The organism is Corynebacterium sp. MSK074 (genome assembly GCF_030229735.1).
GTDB lineage: Bacteria > Actinomycetota > Actinomycetes > Mycobacteriales > Mycobacteriaceae > Corynebacterium.
Map to the genome: position 1 here is coordinate 1 of NZ_JASPIX010000008.1, position 21,104 is coordinate 21,104.

Here is a 21,104-nt window from a genome sequence, read left to right on the forward strand (position 1 = left end):
AATGGCCGTGGCCTACCCCGACCGCTTCGACAAATACCTATAAACCCAGCCCCACACACAAACAACTTGACACGCTCTCGACTGCGTTTAGATTTCGAAAAAGGACTCACCAAATCCCAGGGTCGACGAGAAGAGTTCATACCCGTCGGCGAAGACGCCAGCACGTATAACAGACTTATGAAAGCGCTGCGCCAACGCCATGATGTCATCGAATCCGGAAGGCTTGCCCCTCCCGCCTTACCTAGCGGGGTAGATCCGTATAAACGCATCAGCAATCGCTACATTTGCTTCGAAGAACGCGTCATTATCGCCGATCTTCTCCGCGAAGATGTGCCACTGCGTGAGATTGGGCGCCGTTTAGGGCGTAGCGCATCGTCAATTCAGCGTGAAGTACGCAGAAACCACAGTGCTGAAGGCCTGTATCGTGCGGAAACAGCCCAGTTAAAGGCCTGTGCGCGGAGATTGCGGCCGAAAATACCGAAACTACTAGCCAACAAAAGACTATGGGACTATGTATGCGCACAATTGCGGGCACAATGGTCACCTGAGGAGATTTCTAATCGCCTGCCCATCGACTACCCCACTGATAAGGACATGCGCATTAGTCACGAAACGATTTATGACGCCTTTTACCTGCAGGCCAAAGGAAGACTCAAAGACCTTGGCTTGGACTTGCCGACAGGTAGAAAGAAACGCAAGAAACGTCAAACCCGCTCCAGCACACCTGCCCAGCAACGCTTCGTCGACGACATGATCCTCATAGACGACCGGCCAGATGAGGTAAGTGAACGTATTTTGCCAGGCCACTGGGAAGGCGACCTCATCCTCGGTAAAAACAACCAATCAGCGGTAATCACGCTAGTAGAACGCGTTAGCCGATTTGTTGTCCTTGGCCACCTACCGGGAAGGCATACCAGCAAAGAAGTATTCACAGCCCTGCACAAGGCAGTTGCAGGAATCGATAAAGCTATCTGGTCATCAATTACCTGGGACCAAGGAAGCGAAATGGCTGGCCATAAAGCCTTTACTATGGCCACTGACATTCCCATCTACTTCTGCCATCCAGGATCACCATGGGAACGCGGCAGCAACGAAAACACCAACGGCAGGCTCAGAAGAAACCTTCCTAAAAACAGCGACCTGTCCATCTACAGCGCCGAGGACCTAGAAATGATCGCCAACATTCACAACCACAAACCACGCAAAGCACTCAACTGGCGCACCCCAGCCGAAGTCATGACCAACGCCCTCACACAAACCGGTAGCATCAAACCAAACTAACCATCATCGTTGCAACGACCCCTAGAATCCGCCAATTCGCACTGCTTGAAAAAGTCCCCACTCTAGCAAAAGCATTCCAGGAATTACACGGATTTTTCCGCAAAAATTGCAGCTAGACCCCCACATACGGGAAACGACGCGGTGCCCCTACAGCGCCGCGTCGTCCCTATTCCCTATCACTCACAACGGATTGGAGAAACCGTTCGCCTACCCCCTAAGTAGGCTTTGTGAGCAAGACCAACTGTAGCACTCGCGCAATGCAAACGGTAGCGCGAATCAAAGTTCCCAGCTTCCACCAATATTTTTTATTCTTAGGTGTGTTTTTTCAGACTTAATGAACCGTAGGTTTGGTTTTTCCTGTGGATGGAGCCCACCACTTTGCACTCAGCCCAATGAGAGTGATGGCGAGCAATACCGCAACGCCGGTCCACAGGATGGCCGGCTCGCCTTCGTTGCCCGCCGTCGTGACGGCCGCGGTAGTCCAACTCAACGGCAAAAGATTAGAAACAATCTGCCAAACCTTAGAAACACCGGCAATTGCCGCGGATTTCCACAGCCAACCCACCAGCGCGGTCTGGCCGATGCCAAACAGCGCCGCGAGGATGCTGCCGGCAGTAATGCCGCATAGCCCGAGTAGGCCGCGGGTGATGGCCGCCATGGACAGCGCGCCTAGAAGGAGCGCCGCGCCGGCCCACACCGCCGCCACAGGGGTAAATCCGGTGGCGAGCACAAAGAGGAGGATTTCCCCGATGGCGACCGCGGCCAGCGTGCCGCCGAGGACTGTCAACCATGGGCGGAATCCCATCTGCCATGCCACACCGGCCGCGGTGCCTGCGAGCAAGACCAGGGCGGAGACCAGCATCGCCACGATAGGGCTGAGCAGATGTGCTGGGCCGTCGGTCGCGGTATGCGCCGGCGGCAGGGCACGCTGAATTTCACCCACGTTGGTCTGGTTTTGGGCCGCCATGGTGGAAAGCCTGCCGGCGCCGTCGTCAAGCTTGTCCACGCCCTCCTGCGCCTCACCGACGCGCTTGTTCAGCTCCGCGATGCCCTCGTTAAGCTCCTGCGCACCGGATACGGCCTGGTTCACGCCATCGTGATAGGCATAGCCGTTGACCGCCAGCTGATTCGACAGATCGCGCGAGCCGTCCTTGAGCTTCTTGAGCTGATCGGTCACCGAATTATCCAGGCGGAAATTATTCACCTGCGAACGGAGATCGCCCAGCTGCGAGCGAATTTCCTTCGCTTCCTTGGACTTATTTCCTTCCAGGTCGCGCATCGTGCCATCGATGGCCTGCAGAATCTGCCCTTGGACGGCACCGAGGCCCACCACCTGGTCCACGGCACCACCGACACCATTGGCCAGCTCCGTTGCACCGCCACCGAGCGTATTAGTTCCGGACTGCAGCTGATTGAGGCCGGCCACCAATTCTTGGGAGCCCGTCGCCAACTTGTCGACGCCCCCTCCAAGCTCATCCGCCCCCTTATTCAGCTCTCCCGTGCCGTCGTCAAGCTGCGTGGCGCCCGATTTAAGCATGCTCGCCTGTGCCTGCGCGCGGCTGGCCGCCTCGGCGGCTTCCTTCACCTCTGGCGAGGCGAAATTTTCCCGCGGCGCTCCAAACGGCTGCGCGGCGCTAGACCAGGTGTGGGCGGGTTCCCACTGCGCAAGGCCCGCCACCGCAGCCCCGATAATGAGCGGCAGGGCGAGCAGGAGGATCAAGAGGACGCTGCGCCACCGGGAGGGGGACGCAGCGTCTGGGGAGGCAAGGCGTGAGGTCATAGTACTGAACCTATCCTTGCAGGTCACTCCCCTGTTGCAGGCGCGCCGAGCACCCCCGCAATGGCAGTTCCTCTACGATATATGGCATGTCCCACAATTATTCCCTAGCCCCTTCCCGCTACCTCGCCGCTGCGGTCATCGCACCGCTGTGTTTCAGCCTTGTTGCCTGCTCCAACGATGCCGATACGTCCGCAGAACCGGAGTTCTCCGACGCCACCGCCGCAAGCTCCTCGGCCACGGAGACCTCGTCCGAAGAAACCACGAGCGATCCCGCAACCTCGGAAGCCGAAGACACCGCCACCGAGACTGTGGAGGCCGAGCCTACTTCTGCGGCGGCAGCTCCCGCTGAGGAGACCGCGGATTCCGGCAACGCGGAAAGCGAAGCCCCAGCCGCCGTACCCGCCGACACCGGCCGCGGCGACTGCTCCCCAGAAGCGCTACAGCCCGCAGCTCCCACCATGACCAATATCCGAGTCAATAACTGCGATGGCCAGTGGGCCCACTTTGGCAAAGACAGCACGGACTGGACTGCCTGGGCACGCTATGAGGGCGGCCAGTGGGTAGCCATTGAATCCATTGGCACGGCAACCTCCGGCATGGCCGCCCCGTGCTACGACGTGGATAAATGGGCTGCCGAGGGCGCTCCCGCCTTTGTCACGGAAGAGATGCGCCGTTGCGACTAGCCACACAACAAGAAACCGCCCCCGTCCCGAGCAGTAATGCAATTCGGTACGGGGGCGGCGTCGTTAGCGCACAGGCGCTGCCGGGGAAGGGTTACTTCTTCTCGGCGTAGACCTCGCGCACGCGCTGGCCAAGGGCTGGGTGCACGTTAGTCCAGTATTCGTAGACGCGCTCCTCGGTCTCCTCGGATACACCAGCCATCGCGTTGGTGATATTGGTGACCAGGCGCTCCTTGGCGGCATCGTCATAGACGTTTTCGTACAGGTCGCGCGCCTGCACAAAATCATCGTCCTCGGCGTGGCGAACATACGGTGCGCGCACCAGGTCACTGCCGTGGGACTCCGGATTGATGTAGAGCTCCGCCGCGGTGGTGGTCTCGAGCTGGGAGCGGTCGTTCACAGCGGCGTCGTCAAGCACGCCCGTACCCTTGTCGTGGCGGTTGGGCGAGTAGACCGGATCCTCCGGAGCATTGAAGAGGAACTGCATGCTGCCCTCGTGCTCGTAGGTATTGACCTCGTCCACATTCTGCGGCTGGTTAACCGGCAGCTGCTTGTAATTCGCGCCGATGCGGTAACGCTGCTGGTCAGCGTAAGCAAAGACGCGAGCCTGCAGCATCTTATCCGGAGACAGGCCAACGCCCGGCACGATATTGGACGGGTCGAGCGCTACCTGCTCAATCTGCGCGAAGAAGTTGCGCGGGTTGCGGTTGAGCACAAAGTAGCCCACATCGTGCAGCGGGTAGTCCTTCTTGGACCAGACCTTGGTCAGGTCGAAGGGGTTGAAGCGGTAATTTTCCGCCTCATCCAGCGGCATGATCTGCACCTTAACGTCCCAGATCGGGTAGTTGCCCTCCTCGATGGCGTTGTAGAGATCCTCGCGGTGGCAATCCGGGTTCTGGCCGGCGGTGGTGGTGGCCTCCTCATCGGTGAAGTTCTCCACGCCCTGGCGGGACTTGAAGTGGTACTTGACCCAGAAGGCCTCGCCTTCTTCATTGACCCACTGGAAGGTGTGGGAACCGTAGCCATTCTGGTGGCGGGTGGACTTCGGGGTGCCGCGGTCACCCATCAGATAGGTGACCTGGTGTGCGGACTCCGGGTTGCGGGTCCAGAAATCCCACTGCATATCGGCATCGCGCAGGCCATTGGTGCCTAGGCGCTTCTGGGAGTGGATGAAGTCTGGGAACTTAATGCCATCGCGGATGAAGAAGACCGGGGTGTTATTGCCCACGATGTCGAGATTGCCTTCTTCGGTGTAGAAACGCAGGGCAAAGCCGTGCACATCGCGCCAGGTATCCGGGGAGCCCTGCTCGCCAGCCACGGTGGAAAACCGGCCCATCATCGGAGTGACGGTGCCCTTCTGGAAGACCTTGGCCTTGGTATAGGCAGAGACATCTTCCGTGATGTGCAGCTCGCCGAAGGCGCCGTGGCCCTTAGCGTGCGGCGTGCGCTCCGGCACGCGCTCGCGGTTGAAGTGCGCGAGCTTTTCAATGAGGTGGATATCATTCAGCGCCACCGGGCCCTGCTGGCCGGCGGTCACCGAGGTGTTTTCGGACGGCACCGGCTGGCCCGAAGGGCGGGTGGTATTTCCCTTGCCAGCGGCGCGCTGGCCCTTGTTCAGGATGTCATCAGCGGTAAATTCACTCATTCTTGCCTCCTGGCAATTCGCGTTCAGTTCCCTCCAGTGTGGCAAAACTTTGCACGGTTGTCAGGGCTCGCAAAAGAGAGTAAGAGGTGCTGGTAGATTCATTCAGGTGACTCACCACTCCGCAGCAGACGACGCCCGCGTCACCGACCTTGCCCTTCGGGCCGGTCGCGGCGACCGCGCGGCACTGACGGAGTTTATCAAGGCCACCCAGGATGATGTGTGGCGCTTGCTGGCGCACCTGGGCGGGCCCGAGGGGGCTGACGATCTCACTCAGGAGACCTATCTGCGCGTCATCAGCGCCTTGCCGCGGTTTGCGGCGCGGTCCTCCGCGCGCACGTGGCTGCTCTCCTTGGCCCGGCGCGTGTGGGTGGACAATATTCGCCACGATATGGCCCGGCCGCGAAAGTCTGCCACCGAGTACGAAGACGCGATGGGTGCGGCGCCGGAAGAATCCGCGGCGTGGAGCGAGTGGATCGACGCGCGTACGCTTATCGACGCCCTCCCGGCCGACCGCCGCGAAGCGCTCATCCTTACCCAAGTGCTGGGCTATACCTATGAGGAGGCGGCCAAGATCGCCGGCGTACGGGTGGGAACGATTCGCTCCCGCGTGGCCCGCGCCCGCAAGGATCTCATCGCGGGGATAGGGTAATACCCCCAAATAGCCCCCTGCGATTGCGGAGTTAATTTCACTCCCAAATTGTTACGCTCTAGTTACCTTGCTTCCTACGGGCCCCAGATTTTGGCACTTAGCTGCACTTTACGCGCAATGAGTGGGGTGAACGCGGCCACAATGAGGGCGATTCTTGCGCGAAATATCTGTCCAATGTGTGGTTTATTAGTTCTGTACACACGTGATAAATCGACCGTCGATCCGGGCCCGCGCGATACCAATGCCGGGCCCGGCGCGTGTGAGTAAGAGAGTTTCTCCCTTTCATGTTAAAACGCGCAATCGGAATTTCCATGGCGTTTATCGGCGTCGTCGTGGGCGCAGGCTTCGCCTCCGGCCAGGAGGCCATGCAGTACTTCGTGGCCTTTGGTAACTGGGGCCTGTGGGGTATCGCCCTGGCCGCTGGTTTGATGATGATCACCGGCATCTCCATCCTGCAGCTCGGCTCCTACTTCCAAGCCGAGGAGCACACCGCTGTCTACGACAAGGTCGCATCGCCATTTACCGCCAAGATTTTGGACTGGTCCACCCTGGTGACCTTGTTCTCCATCGGCTTCGTCATGTTCGCCGGCGGTGGTTCGAATATCAATCAGCAGTTCCCGTCCGTCCCAGTATGGGTGGGCGCCACCGCCATGCTGATTTTGGTGCTGCTCGTCGGCCTGATGGATGTCGACCGCGTAACCGCAGTCATCGGTACCATCACCCCATTCATCATCATCTTCGTGGTGCTTGCCACCGGCTATACCATCTTGAATGCAGACGTTGATTTCTCTGCCATGAATGACTGGGCGGTCAACAATGTTGATACCTCGCTGCCTAATTGGTGGCTAGCCGCACTGAACTACACCGGCCTGAACGTGATGACGGCAGTATCCATGTCCATCGTTATTGGCGGTAACTTCCTGGATAACCGCGCCGTGGGCATCGGTGGCCTCATTGGCGGCCTGCTCTACCTGATCCTGTTGGCCCTGCTGGTATTCGCCCTCTTCTTCGAGGCAGAGACCGTCAACGGCCAGGACATGCCGGTACTGAGCCTGATTACCAGCATCCACCCAGTCTTGGGCGTGGTGATGACCTTTGTCATTTACGGCATGGTCTTTAATACCGCCATCGGCATGTTCTACGCGCTGGGCAAGCGCTTGACCCGCAATAACCCCAAGCGCTTCTACCCGGTTTATGCCGGTGCCTGCATCATCGGCTTCATCCTGTCCTTCGTGGGCTTCCAGGCCTTGGTCAGCAACGTCTACCCGATCTTGGGCTACCTCGGACTCCTGATGATCGCGGTGATGGTCTTCAACCGCATCAAGAACGGCAGCAAGCTCGCGGACGAGTCCGATCGCCGCATGCGCGCACACGAGCTGGTGTCCCGCCGCCTGGACCCGCGCAAGCGCTTTACCAAGAAGAACGAGCGCGAGCTGCGCAAGCTGGCTGCAGCGTCCAATATGGAAACCACCGAGTTCGTCACCAATATCGCAGAAGAGATCCACGAGGAGCTCGAAAATGATGATGATATTGAGTATGACCGCGAAGATCCGGAGCCGTCCGTGACCTACGTGCAGCACACCAAGCCGGAAGTTCCGTCGTCCACTAGCGACCTCGACTTTGGCAAGAAGGGCACTGGTGCCGACTCCGGCACTGGCACCGCCAAGCCGGTTTCTGAGGACTAACCCCCTCGCCCACGGCTGATAAGCCAAAAGCTCGGCGCCCTCCTTCCCTTGCTATGGGGAAAGGAGGGCGCCGAGCTTTGTAGTGCAACGGGTGGCGAAGCGGCGCTGCTCTAGACGAGCAGCTCTGCAATCTGGATGGTGTTGAGAGCGGCACCCTTGCGCAGGTTATCGCCGGCGACAACGAGCACGAGGCCCTTGTTATCGTCCACCGTCTGGTCCTGGCGGATGCGGCCAACCAAGGACTCGTCGATGCCGGTGGCGGCGAGCGGAGTGGGGACGTCGGCAAGCGTAACGCCCGGAGCGCCACCCAAAAGCTCGGTGGCCTGCTCTGGGGTGATGGGCTTATCGAACTCGGCGTGAATGGTCAGGGTGTGGCCGGTGAAGACCGGGATGCGCACGCAGGTGCCCGCCACCTTCAGCTCCGGAATGTCTAGGATCTTGCGGGATTCGTTGCGCAGCTTTTGTTCCTCGTCGGTCTCCAGGGAGCCATCATCAACGAGGTTTCCGGCCATCGGCAGAGCGTTATAGGCGATAGGTGCCACATACGGGCCAAAGTCTTCGTCATTAAGCGCGGAGCCGTCGTGGACCAAGCCCACATTGTGCTCACCGACGGAATAGACCTGCGCGGCCAAAGTCTGCACGCCGGCCAGACCGGAACCAGACACCGCCTGGTAGGAGGACACGTGGAGCTTATTCAGGCCAGCGGCATCGTGGAGGACCTTCAGCACCGGCATGGCCGCCATGGTGGTGCAGTTCGGGTTAGCAATGATGCTCTTCGGGGTGTTCTTGACTGCCTCGGGGTTGACCTCGGAAACGATGAGGGGAACCTCTGGGTCCTTGCGGTAGGCCGAGGAATTATCCACCACGGTCGCGCCGGCCGCGGCGAATACCGGGGCCCACTGCTGAGAGGTGGAGCCACCGGCGGAGAACAAGGCAATATCGACATCGGCAACGGATTGCTCGGTGACCTCAGCGAGGTCTTCTACGGTAATCTGCTCGCCGCGGAATTCCAGCTCGGTGCCGGCGGAGCGAGACGAGGCAAAAAAGCGCACCTTATCCGCCGGGAAATTGCGTTCTTCCAAGATGGAGCGCATAACGCGGCCGACCTGGCCGGTAGCGCCTACGACTGCAACAGTGGTCATGACTTAAAAATCCTCTGTAGTTGCTTTTAGGTATTTAACGTCCGGTTCCAGCATAAACCGTGGCTTCTTCTTCGCCACCAAGCTGGAACTTATCGTGCAGCGCACGAGCTGCCTTATCCAGGTCAGCCTCGCGGGTGAGCACGGAGATGCGGATTTCGGAGGTGGAGATGAGCTCCATATTGACGTCGACGTCGCGCAGGGCCTCGGTAAACTCGGCGGTAACGCCCGGGTGGGACTTCATGCCGGCGCCAACGAGGGAGACCTTGCCCACTTGGTCGTCGTAAAGCACATTGGCCCAGCCGCCCTCGGACTTCAGCTTGGTCAACAGCTCCATGGCGCGTGGACCGTCAGCACGCGGGCAGGTGAAAGTGATGTCGGTGGTGCCATCCTCCAGGGAGGAGACGTTTTGCAAGACCATGTCAATATTGATCTCTGCATCGGCAATGACACGGAAAACCTTCGCTGCCTCCCCGGGGCGGTCCGGGATTCCAAGGACGGTGACCTTTGCCTCGGACTTATCGGTTGCTACACCAGTGAGTACTGCTTCTTCCACAGGGATATCCTCCATTGATCCGGTCACTAGGGTGCCGGGGTCATTTGAATAAGACGAGCGAACTCGCAAGGGTACATTGAACGCGCGGGCATATTCCACGCTGCGCAGAACCAAAATCTTGGAACCTACCGCGGCCATCTCCAGCATCTCCTCGAAGGAGAGCTTCTCTAGCTTCTGCGCGTCTGGGACGATGCGCGGGTCTGCGGTATACACGCCATCGACATCGGAATAGATCTCGCACACGTCCGCATTCAGCGCGGCTGCTAGCGCCACCGCGGTGGTATCGGAACCGCCGCGGCCCAGCGTGGTGACATCGCGCGATTCCTTATTGACTCCCTGGAAGCCGGCGACGATGCAGATCTTGCCCTCATCGAGAGCTTCGGTCAGGCGGCCTGGGGTAACGTCCACGATGCGGGCATTGCCGTGGCGCTCGGTGGTGAGCACGCCGGCCTGGGAACCGGTAAAGGACTGGGCATGGGCACCCAAGGATTCCACGGCCATGGCCACCAGCGCATTGGAGATGCGCTCGCCCGCGGTCAGCAGCATGTCCATTTCGCGCCGTGGTGGCACGGGGTTGACCTGGGCGGCAAGGTCGAGCAGCTCATCGGTGGTATCGCCCATGGCGGAGCACACCACGACGACGTCATTGCCCTGCTTCTTGGTGGCCACGATGCGCTCCGCAACGGCGCGAATGCGGTCTGCGGATTCGAGGGATGAACCGCCATATTTTTGCACGATCAGGGCCACGGTAAGGATGCCGCCTTTCGTCTTTCAAGGCACCCCTGGCGCGCGCGTCCGCACACCACCAGAAATACCTGTCGGTCATTAGTCAAATACCCATGCTACCCCGCAGGGGCCTAGTCCTCATCATAATTCCTAGACAATGCTTGCTTTTTATTCACACACCCCGAGCGTAAAGCGCGCCATGCGCCGGCCGTCCCCCCCATAGAGAAAAACGCGCGCCATGCAGCGCAGAATATGCATATAACAGGAATCTTTACTACCGTTGAGCGGGTGTTAAGCAACCTCCTCGCCATCTTTTTCGCGCTCGCATCCGCGCTGACGGTTGCTTGGGGCACGGTCGTCCGCCACCGCATTGCCCTCGACGCCGATGATTCGGTCATGCGTGCCGCCATGTCTAACCCCTTGTGGTGGGTGGGCACCGCGGCCGCGATTGGCGCCTACGGCCTGCAGGTTATCGCGCTCGGCTTCGGCACCTTGCTGGTCGTCCAGCCCATCTTGGTGCTGTCCTTGATGTTTACCCTGCCGCTCTCGGCATGGTACTCCGGCCGTAAGATGCCCTTCCACGAGGTTTTCTGGTCCATTGCGCTGACCATTGCGGTGGGCATCATGGTCATCTACGGCCGGCCGGTTGCTGGCAATCCCCGCCCAGAATGGAGCGATTGGTGGCCGGCGCTCCTCATAGGGTTGGCCACCCTCGCAATCCTCGGCGCGGCGGCCGCAAAGCTACCGGATCAGCGCCCCTTGGCATTGGGCACGGCCTGCGGCGTTATTTATGGCTTCGTCGCCCTGCTTTCTAAGGCCGTGGTGGATATTTTCACTCATGAAGGCCTCACCACCCTATTGGCGAGCTGGCAGTTCTACGGCCTCATCGGCCTCGCGCTTACCGGCACGGTGGTACAGCAATATTCCTTCAACGCCGGCCCCCTGGCCCATTCCCTGCCGGCCATGACCATCTTTGAGCCCATCGTGGCCTTCGGCTTGGGATACATGGTCCTGGGAGAGAAATTCCTCATCGATACGGCCGTCGGTTGGGCAATTATGCTCATCGCCCTAACCGTCATGGTGCTGTCCACCATCGTGCTCTCCCGCAGCCCGGTGAGCCAGCGCGGTTAGATGGCCCACTCAAATACGCCGAGCATATAGGCCGAAAACCACGCGCCAAACAGGGCCCAGGCAATAACCGCCACGCTTGCCGACGCCCCCTTTTTCACCCACGGCAACAACACGATCACCGCCGGCAGGAGCAGCCGGGGCCGCGAGTGCATGATGCCATCAGAAAGCAGCACATTGGCCATGAGGACGGCGGAAAATAGCCAGGCCGCCAACGGCAGGCGACGCCATGCCAGCACCAGGCATACCGGGGCAGCGATCATGACACCGGCACTGAGCAGGTAGCCGCCATTGGTGGCCCCAGTCAGCGTCTCCCACAACCACATAGCCGTGGCTTTGCCGCCATCAAAGCCGGAATTCCAATGTTCTTTCTGGATACCAAAATAACCGCCGACATCTTTCAAGTGGCTGCTCGACCACCACAAATAGCCCACCAGCGGCACGACCGAAAACGCCACCGCGGCCCAGGCTCGCCAGTCCTTTCGGGCCCGCAGCAGCACCATAAGCCCAAAGACCGCAACGAGGTCCACCGCGGTAAGGCGCACGAGCCCGGCCACAAAGATATACGCCGCGGCGGCCCACCAGCGCTCGCCCACCAGAGCCACTACCGCCCAGATAGCCAGTGCCCCGAAAAGCGCCTCGGTATACGGCATAGAAAACACGATGGACATCGGCGCGCTGGTTACCACTACGGCGCTGAGCACTTGGGCCCACTTTCCCATGCCCATCTGCGCGGCTAGGGCCATCACCCCGGCGGCCAGCGCGATGCTAAAGAGCACGTTGAGCGCGATGGCAGTGCCAGCCTCACCGGTTCCCAAGATGCCGCTTACCGCACGCACTAGGAAGGGAAAGCCTGGAAAGAAGGCCATGGTTGTCTCATGGACCGGCCCATCCGTAGAGATATCCGCACCGAAGTACCCGCCGCGGGCAATTTCTACGTAGTGCTTGGCGTCCCACTTATTGAGCAGTCCCCAGAGCTTATCGTCCTGCACGGCGGCCACCGCCGCGAGCACGCCCACGCGCACTGCGGCTCCGATGAGCGCAACGAGCGCGGCAGGCGCCCACAAGGAGCGCAGTAAGGACGACGAGTTGGATGCGGAATGGCGGGCAGTAGACACGAAAGGCATAGTACCGCACCGCCGCCGCGTCTCACTGAATGAAATCTCTTGCCACATAGTGAGAGAGCCTGTAGTGTGACCGATATGACACAGCGGATTGACCTACTCCTTATCTGCCGCGGCGGGATTTCGGCCTAAGCACTGGCCAGCGCCCCGTCGCGGAGTCCGGCTACCCAAGCCCAGCTGGCCGTCTCCCCACAGACACCACAGACAAGGAAACCGCACCATGTCCCCCACCGACTCTTTTATCAGCGCCCCTCGCGATATCACCACCCCCAACGGCCCACGCCGCGAGGGACAGCCCGCGTGGAATAAGCAGCGCGGCTCCGCCATGCCCCACGAGCGCTACCAGCCCTTCGCCGTCGAAGTGGAAGACATCGATCTGCCGGACCGCACGTGGCCCAGCAAGAAAATCACCCACGCCCCACAGTGGTGCGCAGTGGATCTGCGCGATGGCAACCAAGCGCTCATTGATCCCATGAGCCCAGAGCGCAAGCACCGCATGTTCGACCTTCTGGTCAAAATGGGCTACAAGGAAATCGAGGTCGGCTTCCCGTCCGCCTCCCAAACGGATTTCAACTTCGTCCGCGAAATCATCGAGGGCAATAAGATTCCCGATGACGTCACCATCCAAGTGCTAGTCCAAGCCCGCGAGCACCTGATCCGCCGCACCTTTGAGGCCTGCGAGGGCGCCAAGAACGTTATCGTGCACTTCTATAACTCCACCTCGAAGCTGCAGCGCCGTGTGGTCTTCCGCAAGGACAAGCCCGCCATTAAGAAGCTGGCTACCGACGCCGCCGCACTCATCAAGTCCATCGCCGCGGACTACCCCGACACCACGTGGCGCTGGGAGTACTCCCCCGAGTCCTTTACCGGCACCGAGCTGGACTTCGCCCGCGAGGTCTGCGATGAGGTAGTAGAAATCATGGATCCCTCCCCGGATAACCCGATGATCATCAACCTGCCCTCTACCGTGGAGATGATCTCGCCCAATGTCTACGCCGATTCCATCGAGTGGATGCACCGCAACCTGGCCCGCCGCGAAGACATCTTGCTCTCGCTGCACCCGCACAATGACCGCGGCGAGGGAATCGCCGCCGCCGAATTGGGCTTTATGGCCGGCGCGGACCGCATCGAGGGCTGCCTATTTGGCAACGGCGAGCGCACCGGCAACGTCGATCTCATCACCCTGGGCCTGAACATGCTCACCCAAGGCGTAGACCCACAGATTGACTTCTCCGATCTGCCGCAGATCCGCGAGACCGTCGAATACTGCAACCAGCTGCGCGTGCCGGAGCGCCACCCCTATGGCGGCGAGTTAGTCTTTACCGCCTTTTCCGGTTCCCACCAGGACGCCATCAACAAGGGCCTCGATGCACTGGCGGCCACCATCCGCCCCGGCGCGAACAATACCGAGGTCTCGTGGGAAGAACTGCGCGAGGCCATCTGGGAGGTTCCCTACCTGCCCATCGATCCAAAGGACGTGGGCCGCGACTACCAGGCGGTCATCCGCGTCAACTCCCAGTCCGGCAAGGGCGGCGTTGCCTACATCATGAAGACCGACCACGGCATCAATATGCCGCGCGCCATGCAAGCGGAATTTTCCACCGTGGTGCAGGAAATCACTGACTCCGAGGGCGGCGAGGTCAATTCCAAGAACATGTGGGACATCTTTGCCACCGAGTTCTTGGACCGCGAGACTCCACTGGCCCTAGCGTCCTTCCATATGGACAATGCCCCAACGGACGAGGAGGACGCTGCCGTGACCGCCACCGTGACCTTCCGCGGGGAAAAGTCCACTGTCTCCGGCACCGGCAACGGCCCCATCGCGGCGTATGCCAACGCGCTGGAATCCCTGGGCATCGACTTCGAGGTCATGGAATACTCCCAGCAGTCCCGCTCCGCCGGCGACGACGCCGAGGCCGCCTGTTATATCGCAGCCGACGTTAACCAGAACAAGGTGTGGGGCGCCGGCATCGCCGGATCCACCACGCGGGCTTCCATTAACGCAATTAACTCCGCCGTCAATCGCGCCCTGGCCTAAGCCCGGCCGCCGGTGCTGCACACCAGTGCCGCACCCTGGCGTGGTAGAAGGGTGGGTATGCCTTCTTCTACCTACCTCATTCCGCACCGCGGCTTGGGCGCCGTGCAGGCCCTGCCCGTCTATGGTGCGCAGACGAAGGAAAACCAGGAGTTCACCGTCACCTTGGCGCCCCGCCAGGACGGTGGCCTGGAGGTGCGCACCGACTCCCCCATCGGGCACATCACCAGCGCAGACCGCGCCGAATACCCCGAGATAGATCTGCTTTTTCGCGCTGGGCTCACTCCTGCAGCTACGGCCGCGCCGCAGCCCGATGGCTCCCTGTCCCTGCTGTTGCCTCGGCCGGGCCTCTGCCTGCCAGCCAATAACCCGCCGGCCGGTCCGTGGACGATGCTGGGCTATGCCCCACCCATCAACATCACCGAGCTACCCGCGGATCTGGATATTCCCGCCCACGCGCGCATGCACGTATTGGTGACGCTTTCACCCAGCGCCACCGGATCCGGCGCCGATGCTTATTTGGGCCCGCAGTGGGTGGGGCGGCTGGATGGGGTGGACGTCGCCAAGCAGGGCACAACCCTGGCCCATGCCTACCATGCGCCGCGCAGCACCGGCCGGGTGCTCAGTATTTATGCGGGTGCGCCGCTGCCGGATTCAAAGGAAGCCTCGCTTGCCGACGCCACCCCTACCTCCCCCGCCGCCACCGAAACCTTCGAAACCACAAGCTTTCGCGCCGTCAACGTCGATGACTCCACACCGCGCCGCCAGCAGTGGTGGCCTACCCTCATTGCCCTTCTGGTAATTGCGGTGCTTATCGCCGTACTTATTTTTATTCTGTAGGAACTTTTGGGCAGGATAACATCCCTTTCTCGCCGGGTTGGGAAATTGGAAAACGCCCCTAGCGGTGCTTAAAATGCGAAGTTACTATTGTTTCGCATGGAAAGGCCCCAATGACTTCGCTGGATTCCGCCACCTACGTGGTCCCTGACCACGGTTTTGGCGTGATCCATAACCTGCCTATTGCGGATGTGTCGCCGGAGATTTTCAGCGATTTGCTCGAATCCACAGCCGCGGAAAACGGTTACCTTTCCGCGGAGCTCGGCCCCCGCACCGCCGAGGAAGGCTTCGCGATTCGGATCGGTGACTCTCTTGTGGGCCACCTCAGTGCTGCCGATTCCCAGGCCTATGCCCTCTTTGACTGGATTCTCAGCGCCGGCCTGCACCCACGCGCCACCGCCCATGTGAGTATGACGGATGCCTCTGGGGAAGACTGGCCCACACTGAACCTGCTCCTGCCGGCGCCGCACCTGTGCATTCCCGCCAATAACCCGCCGGCGCAGCGCTGGACCATGCTGCCCGGCGAGACCACCGCCACGCTGACGGAGTTTTCCAAGGACGTCACCGCCTTTCCGCACACCGACGAGCACTACCTCGTTTCTTTGCGCACCCGCGGTTTCCTGCGCCGCAATACCGTCGACGTCTATATCAATAGCACCTTCTTAGGCTCCCTTCCCCGGGAAGCCGCCCGCGAGATCGCCCCCGCCGTCCTCGACTGCACCAAGACCGGCCGCCTCGCCATTGCCCACGGTTACTTCCACTACAACGCCGATGACCGCCCCGCGCTCACCATTTATGCGCATAACGCCGCCAACAAGCACCACGCGGGCCTAATTTTGGGCGTCGTCGCCGGTGGCACCGCCATCATGTCCGCTGCTACCGCAGCTCGCGCTCAGGCTGCATCCGCTGTCCCCGGCGGCCCCGCTACCGGTGTCTCTACCGCCGGCACCTCCGCAGCCAGCGGCTTCAGCGTCGCCTCTGCTGCCGGCGCATCCGGTGCCGTGACATCGAACCTGCTGGCCGCAGCCGGCGTCGCCGTGCTCGTTGGTGGCGGTGCCACCGTAGCCACCAACCTGCTGAGCGAGGACGAAGCCCTTTCAGACACCAACACGCATTCCACCGCGCCCGCTCCGGAAGACAACCATTCCTCCCGCGATTCTTCCCACTTCGACGGCAATGGCCCCAAGCGCCCCGCGCACCCCGCCACGCCGCGCATCCACGATGCCGGCCCCACCAGCGGTACCGCAGCTCAGCCCCCGCTTGCCGACGCCCCCTCCACTTCGCAAACCACGAAGAAGCCCAGCGCGACGCATTCTCCTCACGCTGACCGCACCCAGGCCCCTGCCGCCGACAACCGACGTGGCCACCACAGCGAACCCCGCGGCGGCCACCACGGCGAGGATTCCCAGGCAATTTCCCGCGCTGCCTCCGCCGCGGCCGCTGCCGCCATGGCCGCAGCAAATGACGTCGCCTCGGCCCCAGCCCCGGAACCGGCACCGGCACCGGCACCGTCTCGGACCACGCCTGCCTCGACGCCATCCTCCAGCTCGGAACCCGCACCCCAGGTAGCGGCCAAGGCACCGACCGCAACCTCCTCGTCCTCCCAGTCTGCCGAGCCTTCCGATCTGCCGACCTCAAGCGCGTCTACCTCGGAAAAGACAACTTCCGAGGAAACGACGACTGAAACTACCACCGCAGCCTCGACGGAAAAGCAGACCGCAGAGCCTTCCAGCTCCGCCACCAGTTCTGCCACGAGCGAACCAACGTCTGAGCCGACCCAGGCTGCAGACCCGTCTACGCCCACCTCAGCGCCTGAATCTTCGGAACCAAAGCCCTCGGAGTCGACCGCGCCTACGACGACGTCTCCGTTGCTGACCTCGGAGTCCGAGCCTGAGCCGGCGCCGGATACCACTATCCCAGGTTCCGAGCTCGAACCAACGCCAGAGCCGGAGACCACTGCACCTACGACGACGATCCCTGGCTCTGAACTCGAACCCACCCCGAAGCCAGAACCAGAGATCACCGTAGAGCCTGAACCGGCACTGCCTACTACGGACCGCGGCGCACCGGATGAACCGGAGGTGCCCCTGGTACCGCTCGAGCCGGAGGAGCCGCAGCAGTCGGAGGAACCGGGGCGACCTGAAGAGCCCGAGGAGCCAACGACCCCGCCGAAGGTCATCGTCATCGTCGCCGAAAATTAAGCGGCGCGCCCTGTCCCCCTGCACGAAATGCGGGATACTACACTGAGTTTAATGAACAACACACCTGGCCCCTCCCCGCAGCACACGCCGGCGTCGGCCCCAGCGCCGTCGCCCGCGACGGTGGCTTCGCGCCACGCGGCCAGGTCCACAGCGCCCAAACCGGGCGCAGAACAGCGACGCGCCCGGCCGCGCCGCGCGGTGCGACCGTCCGGCGAACCGGACGCCGCAAAACCCAAGCCGATACCAAAGCCAAAGCCGCACCCATCTGCCCGCCACGAGCGACCTGCCGCGCCGAAAGCGGCTAACCAGAAGCCACAGCAGCCGCAGCAAGCCGACTCATCCACCGATGCGGCCGACTACCCCTACGTGGCGCTGACCCTACAGACCACCGGCATCCACCCCAGCACCGGGCGCATCGTGACTATCGACGCCATCGCATTCAACGACGCCGGCAACCACGGCCAGCTCTTCCACGCCGTCCTCAAGCCCGATATCGATGCCGGCCCGCGCCACCTCCACGGGCTGAGCACCACCGATATTGAGCAGGCTCCCGCCTTTGGCAAAATCCTTAAATCGCTGGACAAGCTTATCGATGGCCGCACGCTCATCGTCCACGATCTCCCCTATACCTGGGGCTTTATCGTCGCCGAGGCCCGCCGCGCCATGATGGCCGCCGCCCGCCAAAATCGCGCCCGCAACCGCGGCCGCAACAAGGGCCGCCGGCGCCGCCAAAAGGTCGGACACGTCCCCACACCGGTTCGCATTATCGATACCTTGGCCACCTCTTATGCGCAGCAGGTGCGGTCGAATGATGTGCGTTTAGGGGGCGTCGCCAAGCAGAGCGGCCTGGACGCCACGCCGAAAGCCTCGGTGGAGCGCGCCGGCCGGCCCGAGCCGGAAACCTCACGCGAGAACACCGAGCTGCTCATCGCGCTCTACCGCCAGCAAGAAGGCGGAACTGTGCGCAGCTATGCGCCCGAAGACGTGCGCGCCGATCGCTTCGGCCTGCAACGCTCCCACGTGCGCGTCGACGCCGCCGAGGCCCCCGTCCAGCACCACAATCCCGGCAAATACGAACCGGGCAAGGAGCTGCGCCGCGGCATGGAGATCGTGGTCGCACCGGAAATCCTCGAGGATCCGGACACCATCATCGCCGCGCTCATGCGCGAGGAGCTCAATTATTCGGAAAAGCTTACCCGCGAGTCCTCCCTGGTAGTCTGCAATGTCACCACGGATCTGGTGGGAAAGCCCATGCATGCCCACCGCAAGGGCATTCCGCTGATGTCGGATGCCGCGTTTCTTGACGCCCTCACGCGCATCGAAGACGCCGAGCCCGCACCCGAATCCGCTAAGCCTGCGCCGCGGGCCCAACGCTCACCGCAGCACAACAAAAAGGGCGGCGGTAAGAACAACAAGCGGCGCCGGCGCCGCGGCGGCCGCGGTGGCCGCGGCAGAGGCCGACGAAATTCTGGCGGCTCGGCGGGAAAAAAGAACGACTAAGCCGCCCGCCCGACTACCCTAGGGGACATGAGTTTTAGAGTCCCGGGTGCGCTGAAGAAGTTGCGCACCACCACCGCCACTACCGCCGCGAAGCTGGCCACCACCGCTTCCCGCGCCACCGGCCGTGGCGCCGGCGGAATGATCGGTGGTCTAATCGCCAATGCCATTGACCCTTCCATCATGACCAACCTGGGCGGTGGGCGCCCGGCCGTGCTGGTTACCGGCACCAACGGCAAGTCCACTACCACCCGCATGTTGGCCGCCGCGGTTCGCGCCGAGCACACCGTAGCCACCAACGACGGCGGCGACAACATGGACGCCGGCATCATTTCCGCGCTCATGGCCGGCAAAGACGCCTCGCACCTGGTCCTCGAGGTGGACGAGCTCCACGTGCCCCACGTGGCCGATAACCTCAACCCGCAGGCCCTGGTCCTGCTCAACCTCACCCGCGACCAGCTGGACCGCGTGGGCGAAATCAACAAGATTGAGCGCGCACTGCGCGGCGCCGTGGAGGCTCACCCAGACATGCTCGTCATCGCCAATTGCGACGACGTGCTCATGACCTCCGTGGCCTATGACGCCAAGAATGTCATTTGGGTCTCGGCCGGCGCCGGCTGGCTCGGCGATTCCGTCACCTGCCCGCGCACCGGCGGGCACGTCGTGCGCACCGAAGATGACTGGTACGCCGTTAAGCCGCTTGCCGACGGCCGCGAATTCCGCCGGCCGCAGCCTACCTGGGGCGTCGATAAGCGGGGCATCATCACCCCGACCGCCAAGCGCCCGCTGAACCTGGCGCTGCCCGGCCGCGCGAACCGGGGCAACGCCGCCCAAGCCATCGCCGCAGCCGTGCAGGGCTTCGGTGTGGACCTCGATAAGGCCATTGCGGCCGCCGAAGGCATCGACGACGTCGCCGGCCGCTACTCCACCATCCACTGGAAGGGCCGCGAAATTCGCCTGCTGCTGGCCAAGAACCCGGCCGGCTGGCAAGAAGCCCTGTCCATGGTGGACCGCAGCGCCGATGGCCTGGTCATCGCCACCAACGGCCAGGTGGCCGATGGCATCGACATGTCCTGGCTGTGGGACGTGAAATTCGAAGGCTTCAACGGCTTAAGCGTCAAGGCCGCCGGCGAGCGCGGCACCGATCTCGCTGTGCGCCTGGTCTACGCCGATATCTCCCACGAGCTCATCCCGGACCCGATGGACGCGCTCGCCGCCTGCCCGGAGGGCCGTATCGAGGTCCTCGCCAACTACACCGCCTTCCGCGATTTGAAGAAGGCGCTTTCCAAGGAGGCCACCAATGCTTAATATCGGCCTAGTGCTTCCCGACGTCCTCGGTACCTACGGCGACGACGGCAACGCCCTCGTCCTGCGCCAGCGCGCCCGCATGCGCGGCTTCGAGGCGGAGATTCACCCCATCCGCTTGGGCGAGCCCGTGCCCGAGACGCTGGATATCTACACCCTCGGCGGCGGCGAAGATACCGCGCAGATCCTGGCCGCGGACCACCTGATTTCCGATGGCGGCCTCACCCGCGCCGCTAACGCTGGCCGCCCCATTTTTGCCATTTGCGCCGGCCTGCAGGTCCTGGGCGAATCCTTCCGCGCCTCCGGCCGCATCGTCGACGGCGTCGGGCTGCTCGACGCCACCACGGCCGGCATGCAGGACCGCGCCATCGGCGAGGTAGCCTCCGAGCCCACCCGCGCCGGTGTCACCGCGGACCTCACCGAGCCGCTGACCGGCTTTGAAAACCACCTGGGTGCCACCATCCTCGGCCCGTCCGCGCAGCCGCTCGGCACGCTCACCCGTGGCAATGGCAACGCCGACCAAGCCGCCACCGCCGATCTCAGCGACGGCTCCGCCCAGCGCACCTACGAAGGCGCCGTCCAAGGCAGCGTCATCGCCACCTATATGCACGGCCCAGCACTGGCCCGAAACCCGCAGTTGGCGGATCTCCTCCTCGCCCAAGCCATGGGTGTGCCCCTCGCCGACCTCGAGCCGATTGATATCCCGGCCGTCGACCGCCTGCGCGTCGAACGTTTCAACGCCTCCGAGCCCCCGCGCTCCCAAAGATAGGCCCACACCTGTGGATAACTTCGCCCGGCGGCCCCACAACCCCGAGTTATCCACAGGCTCGGTCGCC

The 21,104-nt window shown here is 62.3% G+C and carries 16 protein-coding genes; 11 read left to right on the top strand and 5 right to left on the bottom strand.

All coding sequences use genetic code 11. From position 1 onward, the window contains the following. The first annotated feature begins 177 nt into the window (after window positions 1–177). Complete coding sequence (locus tag QP965_RS07910) at window positions 178–1,281, top strand: IS30 family transposase (protein WP_284844648.1); 1,104 nt, start codon at window positions 178–180, stop codon at window positions 1,279–1,281. A gap of 331 nt (window positions 1,282–1,612) precedes the next feature. Here the strand turns inward: QP965_RS07910 and QP965_RS07915 are convergent, their stop codons facing one another. After that, window positions 1,613–3,061 carry a hypothetical protein gene (locus tag QP965_RS07915; protein ID WP_284844647.1) on the bottom strand — a complete coding sequence of 483 codons (1,449 nt, stop codon included), beginning with the start codon at window positions 3,059–3,061 and terminating at the stop codon, window positions 1,613–1,615. Window positions 3,062–3,147: 86 nt separating this feature from the next. Between QP965_RS07915 and QP965_RS07920 the strand changes: the two genes are divergently transcribed. Then, entirely contained in the window at window positions 3,148–3,744 is a 597-nt protein-coding gene (locus tag QP965_RS07920; protein ID WP_284844646.1) for a hypothetical protein, read from the top strand. Window positions 3,745–3,835: 91 nt separating this feature from the next. Here QP965_RS07920 and QP965_RS07925 read toward each other — a convergent pair whose 3' ends face one another. Continuing rightward, window positions 3,836–5,386 carry a catalase gene (locus tag QP965_RS07925; protein WP_284844645.1) on the bottom strand — a complete coding sequence of 517 codons (1,551 nt, stop codon included), beginning with the start codon at window positions 5,384–5,386 and terminating at the stop codon, window positions 3,836–3,838. A gap of 106 nt (window positions 5,387–5,492) precedes the next feature. On the opposite strand from QP965_RS07925, the gene QP965_RS07930 reads away from it, so the two are divergent. Both QP965_RS07930 and QP965_RS07935 read left to right on the top strand, forming a co-directional pair. Continuing rightward, the gene (locus tag QP965_RS07930; protein ID WP_239274112.1) at window positions 5,493–6,035 is read left to right on the top strand and encodes an RNA polymerase sigma factor; all 543 of its coding nucleotides are present in this window, start codon (window positions 5,493–5,495) and stop codon (window positions 6,033–6,035) included. Between the two features lie 284 nt (window positions 6,036–6,319). Continuing rightward, window positions 6,320–7,720, top strand: a complete 1,401-nt coding sequence (locus QP965_RS07935; RefSeq protein ID WP_284844644.1) for a YkvI family membrane protein — start codon at window positions 6,320–6,322, stop codon at window positions 7,718–7,720. Window positions 7,721–7,830: 110 nt separating this feature from the next. Here QP965_RS07935 and QP965_RS07940 read toward each other — a convergent pair whose 3' ends face one another. Together QP965_RS07940 and QP965_RS07945 are read right to left on the bottom strand one after the other, a co-directional pair. Beyond that, window positions 7,831–8,862 (bottom strand): aspartate-semialdehyde dehydrogenase, encoded by a 1,032-nt coding sequence (locus QP965_RS07940; RefSeq protein WP_284844643.1) that lies wholly within the window; start codon window positions 8,860–8,862, stop codon window positions 7,831–7,833. 34 nt (window positions 8,863–8,896) lie between these two features. Further along, window positions 8,897–10,162: an aspartate kinase gene (locus QP965_RS07945; protein WP_179387282.1), complete on the bottom strand. Its 1,266-nt coding sequence runs from the start codon at window positions 10,160–10,162 to the stop codon at window positions 8,897–8,899. 231 nt (window positions 10,163–10,393) lie between these two features. Between QP965_RS07945 and QP965_RS07950 the strand changes: the two genes are divergently transcribed. Next, complete coding sequence (locus QP965_RS07950) at window positions 10,394–11,272, top strand: DMT family transporter (RefSeq protein WP_239278454.1); 879 nt, start codon at window positions 10,394–10,396, stop codon at window positions 11,270–11,272. Here the strand turns inward: QP965_RS07950 and QP965_RS07955 are convergent. Further along, the gene (locus QP965_RS07955) at window positions 11,269–12,396 is read right to left on the bottom strand and encodes a mannosyltransferase family protein (protein WP_284844642.1); all 1,128 of its coding nucleotides are present in this window, start codon (window positions 12,394–12,396) and stop codon (window positions 11,269–11,271) included. The genes QP965_RS07950 and QP965_RS07955 overlap by 4 nt on opposite strands. 217 nt (window positions 12,397–12,613) lie before the next feature. Between QP965_RS07955 and leuA the strand changes: the two genes are divergently transcribed. From leuA to QP965_RS07985, 6 genes are all read left to right on the top strand, one after another. Further along, entirely contained in the window at window positions 12,614–14,431 is a 1,818-nt protein-coding gene (gene leuA / locus QP965_RS07960) for a 2-isopropylmalate synthase (protein ID WP_284816014.1), read from the top strand. A 57-nt stretch (window positions 14,432–14,488) separates the two neighbouring features. Beyond that, the gene (locus QP965_RS07965) at window positions 14,489–15,268 is read left to right on the top strand and encodes a hypothetical protein (RefSeq protein WP_284844641.1); all 780 of its coding nucleotides are present in this window, start codon (window positions 14,489–14,491) and stop codon (window positions 15,266–15,268) included. Window positions 15,269–15,378: 110 nt separating this feature from the next. Continuing rightward, window positions 15,379–17,466, top strand: coding sequence for a hypothetical protein (locus tag QP965_RS07970; RefSeq protein WP_284844640.1), 2,088 nt, complete (start codon window positions 15,379–15,381; stop codon window positions 17,464–17,466). Window positions 17,467–17,664: 198 nt separating this feature from the next. Further along, window positions 17,665–18,966 (top strand): DNA polymerase III subunit epsilon, encoded by a 1,302-nt coding sequence (locus tag QP965_RS07975; protein WP_350309239.1) that lies wholly within the window; start codon window positions 17,665–17,667, stop codon window positions 18,964–18,966. Between the two features lie 27 nt (window positions 18,967–18,993). Next, complete coding sequence (locus tag QP965_RS07980) at window positions 18,994–20,271, top strand: Mur ligase family protein (protein WP_150851661.1); 1,278 nt, start codon at window positions 18,994–18,996, stop codon at window positions 20,269–20,271. Further along, window positions 20,264–21,037, top strand: coding sequence for a type 1 glutamine amidotransferase (locus QP965_RS07985; RefSeq protein ID WP_284769165.1), 774 nt, complete (start codon window positions 20,264–20,266; stop codon window positions 21,035–21,037). The genes QP965_RS07980 and QP965_RS07985 overlap by 8 nt, the downstream gene beginning before the upstream one ends. Window positions 21,038–21,104: the final 67 nt, after the last annotated feature.

Coding starts and splice junctions, on each gene's coding strand:
- QP965_RS07935 (WP_284844644.1), top strand. CDS start 6,320: ATGTTAAAACGCGCAATCGGAATTTCCATGGCGTTTATCGGCGTCGTC.
- QP965_RS07980 (WP_150851661.1), top strand. CDS start 18,994: ATGAGTTTTAGAGTCCCGGGTGCGCTGAAGAAGTTGCGCACCACCACC.
- QP965_RS07970 (WP_284844640.1), top strand. CDS start 15,379: ATGACTTCGCTGGATTCCGCCACCTACGTGGTCCCTGACCACGGTTTT.
- QP965_RS07965 (WP_284844641.1), top strand. CDS start 14,489: ATGCCTTCTTCTACCTACCTCATTCCGCACCGCGGCTTGGGCGCCGTG.
- QP965_RS07955 (WP_284844642.1), bottom strand. CDS start 12,396: ATGCCTTTCGTGTCTACTGCCCGCCATTCCGCATCCAACTCGTCGTCC.
- QP965_RS07915 (WP_284844647.1), bottom strand. CDS start 3,061: ATGACCTCACGCCTTGCCTCCCCAGACGCTGCGTCCCCCTCCCGGTGG.
- QP965_RS07925 (WP_284844645.1), bottom strand. CDS start 5,386: ATGAGTGAATTTACCGCTGATGACATCCTGAACAAGGGCCAGCGCGCC.
- QP965_RS07910 (WP_284844648.1), top strand. CDS start 178: ATGAAAGCGCTGCGCCAACGCCATGATGTCATCGAATCCGGAAGGCTT.
- QP965_RS07985 (WP_284769165.1), top strand. CDS start 20,264: ATGCTTAATATCGGCCTAGTGCTTCCCGACGTCCTCGGTACCTACGGC.
- leuA (WP_284816014.1), top strand. CDS start 12,614: ATGTCCCCCACCGACTCTTTTATCAGCGCCCCTCGCGATATCACCACC.
- QP965_RS07940 (WP_284844643.1), bottom strand. CDS start 8,862: ATGACCACTGTTGCAGTCGTAGGCGCTACCGGCCAGGTCGGCCGCGTT.
- QP965_RS07920 (WP_284844646.1), top strand. CDS start 3,148: ATGTCCCACAATTATTCCCTAGCCCCTTCCCGCTACCTCGCCGCTGCG.
- QP965_RS07950 (WP_239278454.1), top strand. CDS start 10,394: ATGCATATAACAGGAATCTTTACTACCGTTGAGCGGGTGTTAAGCAAC.